This window comes from Enterobacter sp. DN (genome assembly GCF_046054285.1).
Classification (GTDB): domain Bacteria; phylum Pseudomonadota; class Gammaproteobacteria; order Enterobacterales; family Enterobacteriaceae; genus Enterobacter; species Enterobacter hormaechei_C.
In genome coordinates this window covers 23,574-40,231 of sequence record NZ_JBJJTG010000013.1, presented here as the reverse complement: position 1 = coordinate 40,231, position 16,658 = coordinate 23,574, and the positions used below count along the sequence as shown (strand labels likewise).

Sequence of the window (16,658 nt, the reverse complement as noted above, 5' to 3'; positions counted from 1 at the left end):
CCTGTCTGTTATCACCCAAACAGGAACGAACTATTGCTGTGAATAAGTGCAAAAAGACCCGCTATTTCCTTAAGTTAAATTCCATCCCGGCCTGTTGTAATATGTGACGACCATCAATATTTATAGAAGAGGAAATTATTTTCGCCCAGGTTTTCCATCGTGCGGCCCAAAAAACTGAGGCGGATGGTCGACCCAGCGGTCTTCGCGCGTCGCGGCATACACCGGATTGAGCGGATAGTAGATGCGGTTATGTTTTTTATTGGCCTCACCCACCACCAGTAAGCGCACCTCTTCATCGGTATTGTTGATAAAGGTATGACACACGCCCGTCCCGGCTGGAAATCCCACGCTGTCTCCGGGTTTGAGCTTCCATAAATAGCCATTGATCCAGGCCTCAGGGTAACCCTCCAGAACGTAAACAAACTCCTCTTCGTCGCTTTCCGCATGCGGATAAGACGTACGGCGTCCGGGTGGCAGCCGTTCATGGTGAATACCAATGCGGCCGAGACCCAGCCTGCGGGCCAGCGGCGCGCCAACAGAAAAACGTTCGTTACTGTCAGGATACGTTGCGTCATCGGCGCCTTCCACGTCCCGCCAGTGCCGAATACAGTCAGGTCTTTTCATTTTGCGATCTCCTGATTTGCGATGCGTCAGGTATAGCACAGCCTGGCGGATCTCGGTGTTTTTAGCAGAACATGATAAAGTGAATGTTTTCACCCCTTACCATATCCGAGGTGCCCGATGGACAAGTCCACAAAAGAGCTGTTAGCGCAAGCTGAAAAGCTGTGCGCGCAACGCAATGTGCGCCTGACCCCGCAGCGCCTTGAGGTACTGCGTCTGATGAGCCTGCAACAGGGCGCCATCAGCGCCTACGATCTGCTCGATCTGCTGCGTGAAAGCGAGCCGCAGGCAAAACCGCCGACCGTTTATCGGGCGCTGGATTTTCTGCTGGAGCAAGGGTTTGTGCATAAAGTGGAATCAACAAACAGCTATGTGCTGTGCCATCTTTTTGACCAGCCAACTCACACGTCCGCCATGTTTATCTGCGATCGCTGTGGTGTGGTGAAGGAAGAGTGTGCGGAAGGTGTGGAAGATATTATGCATACGCTGGCAGCCAGAATGGGCTTTGCGCTGCGCCATAACGTGATTGAAGCCCACGGCTTATGTTCTGCCTGCGTGGAGGTGGAGTCATGCAGCCATCAGGATGCCTGTCAGCACGATCACTCTATCCTGGTGAAGAAAAAGCCGCGTTAAAGCCAAAGAAAAAGGCGGCTCAGGGCCGCCCTTGGGGATAGTGCCGGTTACCAGCGGTAGTCGTTACGGGTTTCCCAGTCTTTGACTTCATTTTCCGCCTGATCTTTTTCGTAACCGTAGCGCTCCTGGATTTTGCCTACCAGCTGATCGCGCTTACCTTCAATGACGGTCATATCGTCATCTGTCAGCTTACCCCACTGTTCTTTCGCTTTACCTTTGAATTGCTTCCAGTTGCCGCCGATTTCGTCTTTATTCATAATCGTGTCCTCGTGTTAAGCGTCTATGAGTATCGTCCGCTTCGTTCTTTTCTGCTGGACGTGATTATTATTGTAGTTAAGGATTCGGCAGTTGTTTTTATATTCGGAATCTTTAACCGTTACGATATATCGTGCGGGGCTGGAAACCAGGTATTGTTTCGCCAGTGACGATGCCAGATAACGGCCAGCGAAAGGCCACGCAGTGAGAGAAACACCGCCAGCGCCAGCCACAGGCCATGATTGCCGAGATACGGCAGGGTTAGCAGCGTCAGGCCGAACCCCGCCGCCGCGACGGCCATGCTGTTGCGCATCTCCGCCCCTCGCGTCGCACCAATAAACATGCCGTCCAGCAAATAGCACCACACGCCCACCACCGGTAATACTACCTGCCAGAGGATGTAGCGATCTGCCAGCTCACGTAGCGCGGGCAACGAGGTGAGTAACGCGACAATATGCCCACCAAAACAGGCGTATACCAGAGCAAAGACCAGCGCCACCAGGCCCGCCTGACGACAGGCAGCACGCCAGACTTCACGTAACTGGCCGCTTTCACGCGCGCCATAGGCCTGCCCTGAATGCGCCTCCACGGCGTAAGCAAAACCATCCAGCGCGTAAGCGGTAAAGGTCAGTAATGTCATAAGCACTGCGTTGACGGCAACGATCTCAGGCCCAAGACGCGCACCAAAAACGGTTAATGCACCAAAGCAGAGTTGCAGCAGAAGCGAACGGAGCATGATGTCGCGATTAAGCGCCAGCAGCTTTCGAATGTTGCCGCGCCAGGCCGATTTCAGCAGATCCAGGGTGATACCGCGCATCGCCAGCACGCGCCAGACCATCCCCAAACCGATCAGCAGCGTACCGTACTCGGCAATCGCCGTGGCCAGCGCCGCGCCCCGGACGTTCATGTGCAGCCCCATCACCAGCCAGAGATCGAGCACAATGTTAAGCAGGTTGCCCACCACCAGCAGGATCACCGGCGCGCGGGCGTACTGCACGCCCAGCAGCCAGCCCAGCAGGACCAGGTTTGCCAGTGAAGCGGGCGCGCTGAGCCAGCGAATTTCGAGGAACCGCCGGGCCTGTTCCAGTACGGCATCGCTGCCGCCTACAATATGGAGCGCAAGATCAATCAGCGGCGTACGCAACAGAACGATTAACGCGCCGGCACCGAATGCCAGAATGAGCGGCTGAACCAGCGCACGCGCCAGACGCAGGGGATCTTTTGCACCATACGCCTGGGCCGTCAGGCCTGTCGTACTCATGCGCAGAAAAAGCAGCAGCATAAAGAGGAAGCTGGTCGCCGTTGCGCCGATCGCGACGCCGCCAAGATAAATCGGCGAATCGAGATGCCCGATAACCGCCGTATCCACCAGCCCCAGCAGAGGAACGGTAATATTGGAAAAAATCATCGGTAGCGCAAGACGCCACAACGCCTTATCGGCAGAAGTTAGCAATGCCATGGAAATTACCGGAATCAGAAAACAGGCCAGGCTGTAGAGGAACTACAGCCTGTCAGGAAGAGATTACAGCCATTCACCGTTGCGGATAACGCCGACCGCCAGCCCTTCAATAGAGAAGCTCTGCTCGCGGAGATCTACCACAATCGGGGAGAATTCATTGTTTTCAGGCAGAAGCTGCACGGTATTGCCTTGTTTTTTCAGGCGCTTAACCGTCACTTCATCATCAATGCGCGCCACCACGACTTGCCCGTTACGCACATCCTGCGTTTTGTGTACCGCCAGCAGATCGCCATCCAGAATACCGATATCTTTCATGGACATTCCGCTAACGCGCAGCAGGAAATCGGCGCTCGGCTTGAACATGCCTGGGTCAACCTGATAGTGCCCTTCGATGTGCTGCTGCGCCAGCAGAGGTTCACCTGCGGCAACGCGGCCCACCAGTGGAATACCGCTCTCTTCTTCCACAAGCAGACGAATGCCGCGTGAGGCGCCGGAAACAATCTCAATCACGCCCTTACGCGCCAGCGCTTTAAGGTGCTCTTCGGCAGCATTAGGAGAACGGAAGCCCAGACGCTGCGCAATTTCTGCACGCGTGGGTGGCATACCCGTCTGGCCGATATGATCCCGAATGAGATCAAACACCTCTTGCTGCCTGGTCGTTAACGCTTTCATACCGCCCCCTGGGTGTATATACAGTTATGCTGTGAGTATATACAGTCAAAGGCGATTTTGGAACCAAAAACTGCACAAAAAACCAGGGACTTAATTATTCCTCGAGGCTCATCGGAAATGCGACCAAAGCAGCGTGACCCAGGTGATCGCCGCAGTGATAATCGCCAGCAGTACGGCAGCGGAACCCATGTCTTTCGCCCGGCCAGACAGTTCATGGAATTCCGACCCGATTCGGTCAACAACGGCCTCAATAGCGCTATTCAGAATTTCCACTATCATCACCAGAAGGACAGATCCGATGAGCAGTACGCGGGTGATAGCATCAACATCAAGGAAGCAGGCGATGACAACGGCAACGATTGCGGCAACCGCTTCCTGGCGGAAAGCGGCTTCATTAACCCATGCCGCGCGGAAACCTTTCCATGAATAACCGGCAGCTTTAATGATTCGAGTTAACCCAGTGGTATTATTGGCCATTAAAAGAACCTTTTATGATAAATAGCGTCTGTAACTAAAGCCGCAGCGCGTTTTGCTGCAACCTGAAGTATGACGGGTAACAACAGAAATTTTGCGCGCTTTCTGTTATCCTTGCGCCGCAATTGCATTATTAACCAGAGGCTTTACATCGTTTATGTCCGGCTGGCCACGAATTTACTACAAATTACTTAATTTACCATTAAGCGTCCTGGTAAAAAGTAAGTCTATCCCAGCAGAACCTGCGCTGGAATTAGGGCTCGATACGTCGCGCCCTATTATGTACGTTTTGCCTTATAACTCGAAGGCAGACCTGCTGACGCTTCGCGCTCAATGTCTGGCGCACGATTTACCTGACCCGCTTGAACCGCTGGAAGTCGACGGTACGCTGCTGCCGCGCTACGTGTTCATCCATGGCGGGCCGCGCGTGTTCACCTATTACACGCCGAAAGAAGAGTCCATTAAGCTGTTCCATGATTACCTCGATCTGCACCGCAGCAACCCCGATCTGGACGTGCAGATGGTGCCGGTGTCGGTGATGTTTGGCCGTCGTCCGGGGCGCGAAAAAGGGGAAGAGAACCCGCCGCTGCGTATGCTCAACGGCATTCAGAAGTTCTTCGCCGTCTCCTGGCTAGGACGCGACAGCTTTGTCCGCTTCTCACCTTCCGTTTCACTGCGCCGCATGGCGGATGAACACGGCACTGACAAAATCATTGCGCAAAAGCTGGCGCGCGTTGCGCGTATGCACTTTGCACGTCAGCGTCTGGCGGCCGTTGGACCACGTCTCCCGGCACGTCAGGATCTGTTCAACAAGCTGCTGGCTTCCAAAGCGATTGCCCGTGCCGTAGAAGACGAAGCGCGCAGCAAGAAAATTTCGCACGAGAAAGCGCAGCAGAACGCGATAGCGCTGATGGAAGAGATCGCCGCGAATTTCTCCTACGAGATGATTCGCCTCTCTGACCGTATCCTTGGCTTCACGTGGAACCGCCTCTATCAGGGGATTAACGTCCACAACGCCGAGCGCGTACGTCAGTTAGCGCACGACGGCCACGAGATTGTCTATGTGCCCTGCCACCGCAGCCACATGGACTACCTGTTGCTCTCTTACGTGCTCTATCACCAGGGTCTGGTGCCGCCGCATATTGCTGCCGGTATCAACCTGAACTTCTGGCCAGCAGGCCCGATTTTCCGCCGTCTGGGTGCGTTCTTTATTCGTCGTACCTTTAAGGGTAACAAGCTTTACTCCACCGTCTTCAGGGAGTATCTGGGCGAGCTGTTCAGCCGCGGTTATTCCGTGGAGTACTTTGTTGAAGGCGGTCGCTCGCGTACCGGTCGTCTGCTCGATCCGAAGACCGGCACGCTGTCGATGACCATTCAGGCCATGCTGCGTGGCGGTACGCGTCCTATCACGCTGGTGCCTATTTACATCGGTTATGAACACGTGATGGAGGTGGGCACCTACGCGAAAGAGCTGCGCGGTGCAACCAAAGAGAAAGAGAGTCTGCCGCAGATGCTGCGTGGGCTGAGTAAACTGCGCAACCTCGGCCAGGGCTACGTGAACTTTGGCGAGCCCCTGCCGCTGATGACATATCTGAACCATCATGTTCCGGAGTGGCGCGAGTCTATCGATCCTATCGAAGCGGTACGTCCGGCCTGGCTGACGCCAACGGTCAACGGCATTGCATCCGAGCTGATGGTACGCATCAACAATGCTGGTGCGGCAAACGCCATGAACCTGTGTTGTACTGCGCTTCTGGCCTCCCGCCAGCGTTCACTGACCCGTGAGCAGCTGACCGAGCAGATTGACTGCTACCTGGATATCATGCGCAACGTGCCGTATTCCGTTGATTCGACCGTGCCGTCTGCCACCGCCAGCGAGCTGATCGATCACGCGTTGCAGATGAACAAATTCGAAGTCGAGAAAGATACGATTGGTGACATCATCATTCTGCCGCGCGAGCAGGCCGTGCTGATGACCTACTACCGCAATAACATCACGCACATGCTGATGCTGCCGTCGCTGATGGCGGCCATTATTACCCAGCACCGCCGTATTTCGCGTCAGGAGCTGCTGCGCCATATTCAGGCCATCTACCCAATGCTTAAAGCGGAGCTGTTCCTGCGCTGGAGTAAGGATGAACTGGCGGCAGAGCTCGATAAAATGACGGCAGAGATGCATCGGCAGGGGCTGATTACCATCAGTGATGATGAACTGCATATCAATCCGTCACGTTCTCGTACCTTGCAGCTTCTGGCTTCCGGTGCGCGTGAGACGTTGCAGCGCTACGCCATTACCTTCTGGTTGCTGAGTGCAAATCCGTCCATCAACCGCGGTACGCTGGAAAAAGAGAGCCGGACGCTGGCCCAGCGCCTTTCCGTTCTGCATGGCATTAACGCCCCGGAATTCTTCGACAAAGCGGTATTCAGCTCCCTGGTGCTGACGCTGCGCGACGAAGGGTACATTAGCGATACGGGCGATGCCGAGCCGGAAGAGACGATGAAGGTTTACCAGATGTTGGCAGAGCTGATTACCGCGGATGTGCGTTTGACGATTGAGAGTTCGACGCAGGGCGAGTGATGCTAAAGCCGGGTGGCGCTAACGCTTACCCGGCCTACATGTTCCGCTAAATCGTAGGCCGGGTAAGGCGAAGCCGCCACCCGGCTTTTTTATCACCAGTAACTCATCGCCAGGCCCAGAAACAGCACCAGCCCGACGTAGTTATTATTCAGAAACGCTTTAAAGCAGGCTTCACGCTCGCGTTTCGCGATCAGCTTCTGCTGATACGCAAACAGCAGCCCCGCCACCAGTACGGACCAGTAAAACTCCCAGTTCAGGCCGTTCAGGCGACCAATCGCCACCATCAGCGCCAGCACCGCCACCTGCAATATGCCGATGATAAGTTTGTCGTGACGACCAAACAGGATCGCCGTCGATTTGATGCCAATCTTGAGATCGTCATCGCGATCGACCATCGCGTATTGGGTATCGTACGCAACGGCCCAGAGAATATTCGCCAGGAACATCAGCCAGCAACTGAGCGGAACGGACTCGCTGACCGCGGCAAACGCCATGGGAATCGACCAGCCAAATGCCGCACCCAATACCACCTGCGGCAGATGGGTGTATCGCTTCATGAACGGGTAAACCCAGGCCAGCGCCAGAGCAGCAACTGACAGCAGAATGGTCATGGTGTTAAGGGTTAACACCAGCATGAATGAGAGCAGCACCAGCACCACGAACAGAATGCGCGCCTCTTTCCCGGTCACCTGACCGCTCGGCAGAGGACGATTCGCGGTGCGCTTAACATGTCCATCAAATTTCCGGTCAGCATAGTCGTTAACCACACAGCCCGCAGCGCGCATCAGCCAGACGCCCGCCACAAACACCGCCAGGATCCACAGCGGCGGCACGCCCGGCGTGGCAACCCACAGCGCCCATAAGGTCGGCCACAGCAGCAGCAGCGCGCCAATGGGTTTATCAGTACGCATCAGGCGGTGATAGGCCAGCAGCTTATTCTGCGTCAGACTCCACTCCATTTTTTCTCCCTCTTAGTACAACGGCGATGCAGGCAAAAAAAGTTCCGTCAGTATTAACGGCTTGCCACTCAAACGAAGGCGGGAACGGCGCCCCCACAAATCGGCATCGCAACCAATTTCAATAAAATCACGGGTCAGTTCAGACGAGGTGAACAGATAGCGCCCCAGGGGCGTTTTGCCGAGGCGTTGCAATGCCAGCTCCGGCCCGGAAAGTGTAGACTCAGGAACCACCGTCCGCCCGGCAAGCCACGGCTCGCCATCTGCACACAGTAAAATTTCACGCAGCCAGTAGCGTTCTTCTTGCGGCAGCAGCGGCAGCTCGCTGGCAATCTCCGCAGGCGAGACAAACCCTTCCTGAATCATCGTCACCGTGACCGTTTTACCCTGTTGCTCAAAACGTTTTGTCATGGAATCTTCCAGCAGCAGCCAGTCCAGTTGCTCCGGGTCAAGCGCGGGTATTTGGTCGAAATAGCGTAGCGCACGCAGCTGCGTTAGCGCGGGGTGTGACATGCCAGACTCTCCGATACATAACGTAAAGGCATTGTATCGCAGATTGGCAAAATGAGGACGGACAAACCAAATTTAGCGATCACTATCGCAACAATGGCGCAACTTAGCCAAAAAAAGTGCGCCCGTGAAGGCGCACTAAACGACTAACAAAATCAGCACTGTGGGGAGACGGTTACCCCTTGCCTTTTACACTGCTGATAAAGGTGGAACGGGCAGTGGTTGAACCTAAACGCTCGGCTTCATCAAGCAGTTTCAGCGCTTTATCGACATCGCCGTTTTTAACCGCCTGCTTGATGGCGTTGTTAAAGTAAGTTTCAGTATCGTTAAGCACGGGCTCGGCTTTTTTCGCCGGGGCCGGGGCTGCGGCCGGTGCTGCGGCTGGCGCGGCGTACACAGGCGCGGCAGTATTACCCACCGTTACCGGACCCGGGCCAGATGAGCCAAACAGCGGGCCTACGAGTACGCTGGAGGCGCTGTTGGTGGAGACTTTCAGCTTGATCAGACCATCGGTGGTATGACGGGCAAGCGGGTCCGGAATATCCGGGACTGAGTTCCCCGTGCCTTTCGCATAGGCTTTTGCCGGGTCAACAAGCTTCGTTGTCTGTTGCAGATCTTTTTCAGTCGTGAACACCAGGACATAAATCTTCTGCTGACCCAGGGCTGGCGTCAGGCGCATAACGCCTTCCAGCCGATCGGCACTCATGACGCCAGGCTCCTGATAGCTGAAATAGTCACTTGGGAAGAACGCGGATGGCGTCATGTTCTGATCGAGGATCAGCACGTTAGGCGCGAAGACGCTGGTCTGTTTATTGACTTCACTGGTCAACGTCAGGGTCAGCTCGCCGATATTCGCCGGCACGCTGAAAGCCGCGACCGGACCGCTGATACCCGGCACGTTCAGTGACTGGCCCCCCGCTGAAAGCTGGGTAGTTTGTGTTTTCGATTGATCAACTGGCGTCCACACCAGTTGCTGTAGTGCCACAGCCGGAATAGCTGGCGCAGCGCTGGTATTTTGAGGAACAAAATTCACATCTGCAAAGGTGACCGCAGGCGCACAGGCCAACAGCCCCGCAGAGAGGCACAGCGCGACGAGACTTTTCTTCATTTTCATTGTTATTACCTCTGATAGCGTGAGCACTGCGGTGGCCAGGCAATAGCGCGCAGCACCCTAAGGAGAGAGGGGCTTGCGCCCCTCTTTTCAGGTCATTACGTCAGGCTTGACGAATTACCACCAGATTTCCATCTGGGCGCCGAAGGTCCACTCATCGTTGTCGCCACGGCTGAAGGTTTTCGCGGAGGTGTCGCTATACGCTACGCCAGAGGTGTAGCCATTACCTGAGTCATTGTTCGCGTAGCCCCATTTCTCATCCCACTTCGCGTAGGTTGCGAAGACGCGGATAGCCGGACGGGACCAGATGCTGTCGCCTGCCTGCCATTGCTGTGCCAGGGTGATTTTGTACTGGCTGTTTTTGTCGTCAGTTTTCTGAGATTTGACGTTGTCGTAGCCCACTTCCAGCAAGGTGCTCATGATCGGCGTCCATTTGAACATTGGACGAACACCCACGGTCCACCACTCGGTACCGTTGTTGTTGTCACGATCGATGTTCTGGTACATACCGACGTACATCAGGTCCCAACGGTCTGCCAGGGTGATTGCACCGTGATCCAGCACGCGCCACATAGAGCCGTCGTTATCGATGCTGCCGCCCTGTGGAATACCTTTACCGTTAGAGGTCATGGAGTCCGTACCGTATTGCAGCACGAACTTGTTGAAGCCTTTCATCATGCTCTGGGTGTGTTCAGCGGTGAACAGCCAGCCATCTTTAGAGGCGCCAGGTTGCAGATAGTAGTCGTCAGGAATGTTGGTATGACCATAGTCAACGCCCAGCTCCAGCGTACCGCCCGGGTTGGTTTCCAGACCGGCTAAACGCACGTCGAAGACGTCGTTTGGTACTACGTTGTCATAAATACGGTCACCGTTCGCATCACGATCGGCGAAGGTCGCAGAACCGCCGGACTCAGAAGAACGGGTCGCTGCAAGAGAGAGTTTACCAAAGCCCAGATCGATGTTTTCAATACCGGCACCAGGACCAGAGATATCCCAGTAGTAGAAGTCGATCATGTGTACGTCATGACGCTGATAGAAGCGTTTACCGGCCCAGATGGTAGAGCCTGGCAGCCATTCAATCAGGTTTTTACCCTGCACGTTAGCTTCACGGAAGGCCGGGCTGGTGGATTCCCAGTCATTCTGTTGAGAAACGGAGTACGCTACGTTGGTGTCGAAATAGAAGCTCTTGTCGCCTTCTTTCCACACTTCCTGGCCCAGTTTCAGTTCGGCGTAGGTTTCACATTCGTTACCGAGACGGTATTTACTTTGTGCGCCTGTTGCCTGGAAACATTGTTGTTCACCGCCACTTCCGGTCCAGCCAATGCCGGAACGAGCATAACCTTTAAAGTCTACGGCGCCCGCCTGGGCAGACAGGATGCCTGCCGCAATGGCGACAGCCAGAGGGACTTTGCGCAGAGTAATCATTATTCTATCTCCTGAGATCATTGCTTTTCTTTGTAATTGGAATGCTTAAACGCCTGGCTCTTTGTGCAACCGACGACATGCAGTGCCATCCTCACGGAACAGATGGCAGCGCTCTGGCGGCAAACCGATAGCGAATGTGGCACCCTCTTCTACCAACACCACGTCATTCTGGCGGTAGACCAGGTTCTGACGGATGGCGGGGATCTGGATATGAATCTGTGTTTCGTGACCAAGCTGTTCGACGACCTGAACTTCACCTTCCAGCGTCACATCAGCGATGTGGCTCGGCAGTAAATGCTCAGGGCGGATACCGAGGGACATATTGGCCCCCACCTGTACGTTGGCGCTGTCGACCGGCAGCCAGACTTGCTGACGGTTTGGCAGCTCCACCTGTACCTGTTCGATTGCCGTCGCGGTCACTTTTACGGGCAGGAAGTTCATCTTTGGCGAGCCAATGAAGCCCGCAACAAAGCGGTCTGCCGGGTAGTGATACAGCTCCAGCGGTTTGCCCACCTGCGCCACGCGACCGGCGTCCAGCACCACGATTTTGTCGGCCAGCGTCATTGCTTCGACCTGATCGTGGGTGACGTAAATCATCGTGCGTCCAAGGCGTTTGTGCAGACGGGAGATTTCGATACGCATCTGGACGCGCAGGGCGGCATCCAGGTTAGAAAGCGGTTCATCGAGCAGGAACACGCGCGGCTCGGCCACCAGCGTACGGCCAATGGCCACACGCTGACGCTGACCACCGGAGAGCGCCTTCGGTTTACGCTCCAGCAGATGTGCCAGCTGGAGCACTTCCGCCACCTGGGTGACGCGCTGGTTAATGGTCTCTTTTTTCGCGCCGGCCAGCTTCAGGCCAAAGGACATGTTCTCGGCAACGGAAAGATGCGGATAAAGGGCATAAGACTGGAACACCATGCCCACGCCGCGTTCAGCTGGCGGGATGTCGTTCATTCGGGTATCACCAATAAATAAATCGCCACTGGTGATGGTTTCAAGACCGGCAATCATACGCAGCAGAGTCGATTTACCACAGCCTGATGGACCCACGAACACCACAAACTCACCTTCGTGGATGTCCAGATTGATGTCTTTTGACACCACTACGTCGCCCCAGGCTTTCGTTACATTACGCAGCTGTACGCTCGCCATGCCCTTCTCCCTTCGTTACAACCTGTCACCGACAGAAACATTCAAGATAAGTTCACTATGCGTGTTCCATTACTTTCGTGAATCCTCCACCCCCCGGCTTTTTTATGGGGGAGGAGGCGGGAGGATGAGAGAGCAGGCTCTGCGACCGCAGCAGAGGGGCTGAGGCGAAAATCGTGAAGCGGCCTGCAAAATTCAGTGGGTTTTTATGTGCGCCAGCACTCATAACTTAAATTTATGTTACAGGGATCACACAAACAGGGGGTGGGGCGTAGGGACTGGGAGGATGGAAAGAGGATGTCAAATAAGGAGACTGAGTCACGTTGAACCACCTTATGTATCCACGAGCACATCACCAATAAAGGATGGCAGATATGAAGATCAAGACTGGCGCACGCGTTTTCGCATTGTCCGCCCTCGCAGCAATGATGATTTCCGCACCGGCTCTCGCCAAAATTGAAGAAGGTAAGCTGGTTATCTGGATTAACGGCGACAAGGGCTATAACGGTCTGGCCGAAGTGGGCAAAAAATTCGAGAAAGACACCGGTATCAAAGTCACCGTAGAACACCCGGACAAACTGGAAGAGAAGTTCCCGCAGGTTGCGGCAACTGGCGATGGTCCGGACATTATCTTCTGGGCGCATGACCGTTTCGGGGGCTACGCGCAGTCTGGCCTGCTGGCAGAAGTTACGCCAGACAAAGCCTTCCAGGACAAACTGTTCCCGTTCACCTGGGACGCCGTTCGCTATAACGGCAAGCTGATCGCTTACCCAATCGCGGTTGAAGCGCTGTCTCTGATTTACAACAAAGACCTGGTGCCAAACCCGCCGAAGACCTGGGAAGAGATCCCTGCTCTGGATAAAGAGCTGAAGGCGAAAGGTAAATCCGCCCTGATGTTCAACCTGCAAGAGCCGTACTTCACCTGGCCGCTGATTGCTGCCGACGGCGGTTACGCGTTCAAGTTTGAAAACGGCAAATATGACGTGAAAGACGTGGGCGTGGACAACGCAGGTGCGAAAGCGGGTCTGACCTTCCTGGTTGACCTCATCAAGAACAAACACATGAATGCGGATACCGACTACTCCATCGCGGAAGCGGCGTTCAACAAAGGCGAAACCGCGATGACCATCAATGGTCCGTGGGCCTGGACCAACATCGACAAGAGCAAAATCAACTACGGCGTGACCCTGCTGCCAACCTTCAACGGCAAGCCGTCTAAACCGTTCGTGGGCGTGCTGAGCGCAGGCATCAACGCCGCCAGCCCGAACAAAGAGCTGGCGAAAGAGTTCCTCGAAAACTACCTGCTGACCGATCAGGGTCTGGATGAAGTGAACAAGGACAAGCCGCTGGGCGCCGTTGCGCTGAAATCCTTCCAGGATCAGCTGGCGAAAGATCCGCGTATTGCGGCCACCATGGATAACGCCCAGAAAGGCGAAATCATGCCGAACATCCCACAGATGGCTGCGTTCTGGTACGCCACCCGTACCGCGGTCATCAACGCTGCAAGCGGTCGCCAGACTGTCGATGCCGCACTGAAAGATGCTCAGGGCCGTATTACTAAGTAAGTCTGAAAAACGGCGGGTGGCGCGTGCGCTTACCCGCCCTACGACTACGGCACGATCCGTAGGTCAGGTAAGCGCAGCGCCACCTGACGATAAGTTTCCACCGTTGTAGAGGAAGAACCCCATGGATGTCATTAAAAAGAAACACTGGTGGCAAAGCGACGCACTGAAGTGGTCAGTGATAGGTCTGCTGTGTCTGCTGGTGGGTTACCTTGTTGTTTTAATGTACGTGCAAGGGGAATACCTGTTTGCCATCATGACGCTGATTTTAAGCTCGGTTGGCCTGTATATTTTCGCCAACCGTAAAGCGTACGCCTGGCGCTATGTCTACCCGGGCGTTGCCGGGATGGGGCTGTTTGTCCTCTTTCCGCTGATCTGCACCATCGCGATTGCCTTTACCAACTACAGCAGCACCAACCAGCTCGCGCAGGAGCGTGCCACCCAGGTGCTTCTGGATCGTTCTTACCAGGCGGGTAAAACCTTTAACTTCGGCCTGTATCCCACGGGTGACGAGTGGAAGTTAGCGCTCACTGACGGTGAGAGCGGCAAAACCTATCTTTCCGACGCGTTCAAATTTGGCGGCGAGCAGAAGCTGGCCTTAAAAGAGGCTGCGGCCCTGCCGGAAGGTGAACGTGCGAACCTGCGTATCATTACCCAGAATCGTCAGGCGCTGACCCAGCTCACCGCCGTGCTGCCCGATGACAGCAAAGTAACCATGAGCTCGCTGCGCCAGTTCTCCGGCACGCAGCCGCTTTATACTCTGGCGGATGACGGCACGCTGACCAACAACCAGAGCGGCGTGAAGTACCGTCCGAACAACGATATCGGTTTCTATCAGTCGGTGAATGCCGACGGCAGCTGGGGCGACGACAAACTCAGCCCGGGCTATACCGTCACCATCGGCTGGGACAACTTCACCCGCGTATTTACCGACGAAGGCATCCAGAAACCGTTCTTCGCCATCTTCGTCTGGACGGTGGTCTTCTCGGTGCTAACCGTGATCCTGACCGTGGCCGTGGGCATGGTGCTGGCCTGCCTCGTGCAGTGGGAGTCCCTGAAAGGCAAAGCGATTTACCGCGTGCTGCTGATTCTGCCCTACGCCGTGCCGTCGTTTATCTCGATTCTGATTTTCAAAGGGCTATTTAACCAGAGCTTCGGTGAAATCAACATGATGCTGAGCGCGCTGTTCGGTATCAAACCGGCCTGGTTCAGCGACCCAACCACCGCTCGCTCGATGATTATCATCGTGAACACCTGGCTCGGTTATCCGTACATGATGATCCTGTGCATGGGGCTGCTGAAGGCTATCCCGGACGATCTGTACGAAGCCTCGGCGATGGACGGCGCGGGTCCGTTCCAGAACTTCTTCAAAATTACCCTGCCGCTGCTCATTAAGCCGCTGACGCCGCTGATGATCGCCAGCTTCGCCTTTAACTTTAACAACTTTGTGCTGATTCAGCTGTTGACCAACGGTGGCCCGGACCGTCTCGGCACCACCACGCCGGCAGGCTATACCGACCTGCTCGTGAGCTACACCTACCGCATCGCCTTCGAGGGCGGCGGCGGTCAGGACTTCGGCCTGGCGGCGGCGATTGCCACCCTGATCTTCCTGCTGGTGGGCGCCCTGGCGATTGTGAACCTGAAAGCCACACGTATGAAATTTGACTAAGGAGGGCACTGAACATGGCAATGGTACAACCCAAATCTCAGAAACTGCGCCTCCTCGCGACGCACTTAGGCCTGCTGATTTTCATCGCGGCGATCATGTTCCCGCTGCTGATGGTTATCGCCATCTCCCTGCGTTCGGGGAACTTCGCCACCGGGAGCCTGATCCCGGACGAAATCTCCTGGGAGCACTGGAAGCTCGCGCTGGGCTTCAGCGTGGAACATGCGGATGGCCGCGTCACGCCGCCGCCGTTCCCGGTGCTGCTCTGGCTGTGGAACTCGGTGAAGGTGGCGACCATCACTGCGATCGGCATCGTGACGCTCTCCACCACCTGCGCTTACGCATTCGCCCGCATGCGCTTCCCGGGCAAAGCGACGCTGCTGAAAGGGATGCTGATTTTCCAGATGTTCCCGGCCGTACTGTCGCTGGTGGCGTTGTATGCCCTGTTTGACCGCCTGGGCCAGTACGTGCCGTTCATCGGCCTGAACACTCACGGCGGCGTGATCTTCGCCTATCTTGGCGGCATCGCCCTGCACGTGTGGACCATCAAAGGCTATTTCGAAACCATCGACGGTTCGCTGGAAGAAGCGGCGGCGCTGGATGGGGCGACACCGTGGCAGGCGTTCCGTCTGGTGCTGCTGCCGCTGTCGGTGCCGATTCTGGCGGTGGTGTTTATCCTGTCGTTTATCGCCGCCATCACCGAAGTCCCGGTCGCCTCACTGCTACTGCGCGATGTGAACAGCTACACCCTTGCCGTCGGTATGCAGCAGTACCTCAACCCGCAAAACTACCTGTGGGGCGACTTTGCCGCGGCGGCCGTCCTCTCTGCCATCCCGATTACCGTGGTGTTCCTGCTGGCCCAGCGCTGGCTGGTCAACGGCCTGACGGCGGGCGGTGTGAAAGGTTAAGTTTCATTTGTTATGCCACTGCAACCCTCAACTTTAGACGTATTGTATTGAACCAACTTGTGACTGTTATTCGGCGGCCTCCGGGCCGCCATTTTTTTTTATTCGCGTTTCAGCCGCTTCGAGTTGCACAGCCAGAGGGTGATCACCAGCAGCAGGATCGCCGCCGAGTAGATCAGCACGTCGAGCGGGGATTTATGATCGACGATGATCAGCCGCACAATGGCGGTGATGCCAATGTAGACAAAATAGCGCAGCGGGAAGTGAAAGCCGGACTGAAAGTACTTCACAATCAGGGCGATAAATTCAAAGTAGAGAAAGTAGACCACCAGGCCTTCCACCAGCGCGTATTTGCTGGTTTGCTCAGGGGCGAACAGCACATCCGCCAGATGCACCGTCTCTTTACCCAGAAAAACGACCAGGATCAGGCCAAGGCTCAGCAGACCGAGGTTCAGCACGGTCTGGAGTATCGTTGAGATAAACTCAACGCGCGGACGCGTCAGGGATGTCATACAGCACCTCATTCTCCAGGGCGAGGTTCCTGTATAACGCAAAAATGTGACGGGGATCTATATTTTTTGTTTATGTTTTGTCCAGATGAACATTCTTGCCGGGCGGCACTGCATTTGCCCGGCCTACAAAAACACTCTCGTAGGCCCGGTAAGCGCAGCGCCACCGG

16 protein-coding genes are annotated in these 16,658 nt (G+C 55.5%); 5 read left to right on the top strand and 11 right to left on the bottom strand.

Annotated features, from left to right (window positions below; translation table 11 throughout):
• Positions 1–135 precede the first annotated feature (135 nt).
• A complete protein-coding gene (locus ACJTMZ_RS21140; protein ID WP_032103679.1) occupies positions 136–624 on the bottom strand; it encodes a cupin domain-containing protein in 489 nt (162 codons plus the stop codon).
• A 117-nt stretch (positions 625–741) separates the two neighbouring features.
• On the opposite strand from ACJTMZ_RS21140, the gene zur reads away from it, so the two are divergent.
• The gene (gene zur / locus ACJTMZ_RS21135; protein ID WP_032103677.1) at positions 742–1,254 is read left to right on the top strand and encodes a zinc uptake transcriptional repressor Zur; all 513 of its coding nucleotides are present in this window, start codon (positions 742–744) and stop codon (positions 1,252–1,254) included.
• 47 nt (positions 1,255–1,301) lie between these two features.
• Here the strand turns inward: zur and ACJTMZ_RS21130 are convergent, their stop codons facing one another.
• The 4 genes from ACJTMZ_RS21130 to ACJTMZ_RS21115 form a co-directional block, all read right to left on the bottom strand.
• Positions 1,302–1,511: a CsbD family protein gene (locus ACJTMZ_RS21130; RefSeq protein ID WP_003860314.1), complete on the bottom strand. Its 210-nt coding sequence runs from the start codon at positions 1,509–1,511 to the stop codon at positions 1,302–1,304.
• Positions 1,512–1,630: 119 nt separating this feature from the next.
• The gene (gene dinF / locus ACJTMZ_RS21125) at positions 1,631–2,968 is read right to left on the bottom strand and encodes an MATE family efflux transporter DinF (protein ID WP_023302925.1); all 1,338 of its coding nucleotides are present in this window, start codon (positions 2,966–2,968) and stop codon (positions 1,631–1,633) included.
• A 63-nt stretch (positions 2,969–3,031) separates the two neighbouring features.
• Complete coding sequence (gene lexA, locus ACJTMZ_RS21120; RefSeq protein WP_003860318.1) at positions 3,032–3,640, bottom strand: transcriptional repressor LexA; 609 nt, start codon at positions 3,638–3,640, stop codon at positions 3,032–3,034.
• Positions 3,641–3,748: 108 nt separating this feature from the next.
• Positions 3,749–4,117 (bottom strand): diacylglycerol kinase, encoded by a 369-nt coding sequence (locus tag ACJTMZ_RS21115; RefSeq protein ID WP_017382619.1) that lies wholly within the window; start codon positions 4,115–4,117, stop codon positions 3,749–3,751.
• Positions 4,118–4,271: 154 nt separating this feature from the next.
• Between ACJTMZ_RS21115 and plsB the strand changes: the two genes are divergently transcribed.
• Positions 4,272–6,692: a glycerol-3-phosphate 1-O-acyltransferase PlsB gene (gene plsB / locus ACJTMZ_RS21110; protein WP_003860322.1), complete on the top strand. Its 2,421-nt coding sequence runs from the start codon at positions 4,272–4,274 to the stop codon at positions 6,690–6,692.
• Positions 6,693–6,784: 92 nt separating this feature from the next.
• Here the strand turns inward: plsB and ubiA are convergent, their stop codons facing one another.
• From ubiA to malK, 5 genes are all read right to left on the bottom strand, one after another.
• Positions 6,785–7,651, bottom strand: a complete 867-nt coding sequence (gene ubiA / locus ACJTMZ_RS21105; RefSeq protein WP_015570176.1) for a 4-hydroxybenzoate octaprenyltransferase — start codon at positions 7,649–7,651, stop codon at positions 6,785–6,787.
• Between the two features lie 12 nt (positions 7,652–7,663).
• Positions 7,664–8,161, bottom strand: a complete 498-nt coding sequence (gene ubiC, locus ACJTMZ_RS21100) for a chorismate lyase (protein WP_015570175.1) — start codon at positions 8,159–8,161, stop codon at positions 7,664–7,666.
• Between the two features lie 172 nt (positions 8,162–8,333).
• Positions 8,334–9,272, bottom strand: coding sequence for a maltose operon protein MalM (gene malM / locus ACJTMZ_RS21095; RefSeq protein WP_032668819.1), 939 nt, complete (start codon positions 9,270–9,272; stop codon positions 8,334–8,336).
• Positions 9,273–9,386: 114 nt separating this feature from the next.
• Complete coding sequence (locus ACJTMZ_RS21090; protein WP_032670732.1) at positions 9,387–10,697, bottom strand: maltoporin; 1,311 nt, start codon at positions 10,695–10,697, stop codon at positions 9,387–9,389.
• Between the two features lie 42 nt (positions 10,698–10,739).
• The gene (gene malK / locus ACJTMZ_RS21085; RefSeq protein ID WP_003860329.1) at positions 10,740–11,849 is read right to left on the bottom strand and encodes a maltose/maltodextrin ABC transporter ATP-binding protein MalK; all 1,110 of its coding nucleotides are present in this window, start codon (positions 11,847–11,849) and stop codon (positions 10,740–10,742) included.
• Between the two features lie 371 nt (positions 11,850–12,220).
• Here malK and malE point away from each other — a divergent pair, with 371 nt between their 5' ends.
• From malE to malG, 3 genes are all read left to right on the top strand, one after another.
• Positions 12,221–13,411, top strand: a complete 1,191-nt coding sequence (malE, locus tag ACJTMZ_RS21080) for a maltose/maltodextrin ABC transporter substrate-binding protein MalE (protein ID WP_017382618.1) — start codon at positions 12,221–12,223, stop codon at positions 13,409–13,411.
• A 121-nt stretch (positions 13,412–13,532) separates the two neighbouring features.
• The gene (gene malF, locus ACJTMZ_RS21075; RefSeq protein WP_015570169.1) at positions 13,533–15,077 is read left to right on the top strand and encodes a maltose ABC transporter permease MalF; all 1,545 of its coding nucleotides are present in this window, start codon (positions 13,533–13,535) and stop codon (positions 15,075–15,077) included.
• A 14-nt stretch (positions 15,078–15,091) separates the two neighbouring features.
• Positions 15,092–15,982 carry a maltose ABC transporter permease MalG gene (gene malG / locus ACJTMZ_RS21070; RefSeq protein WP_003860332.1) on the top strand — a complete coding sequence of 297 codons (891 nt, stop codon included), beginning with the start codon at positions 15,092–15,094 and terminating at the stop codon, positions 15,980–15,982.
• A gap of 98 nt (positions 15,983–16,080) precedes the next feature.
• On the opposite strand, the gene psiE is transcribed toward malG, so the two are convergent.
• Positions 16,081–16,491, bottom strand: a complete 411-nt coding sequence (psiE, locus tag ACJTMZ_RS21065) for a phosphate-starvation-inducible protein PsiE (protein ID WP_000202963.1) — start codon at positions 16,489–16,491, stop codon at positions 16,081–16,083.
• Positions 16,492–16,658: the final 167 nt, after the last annotated feature.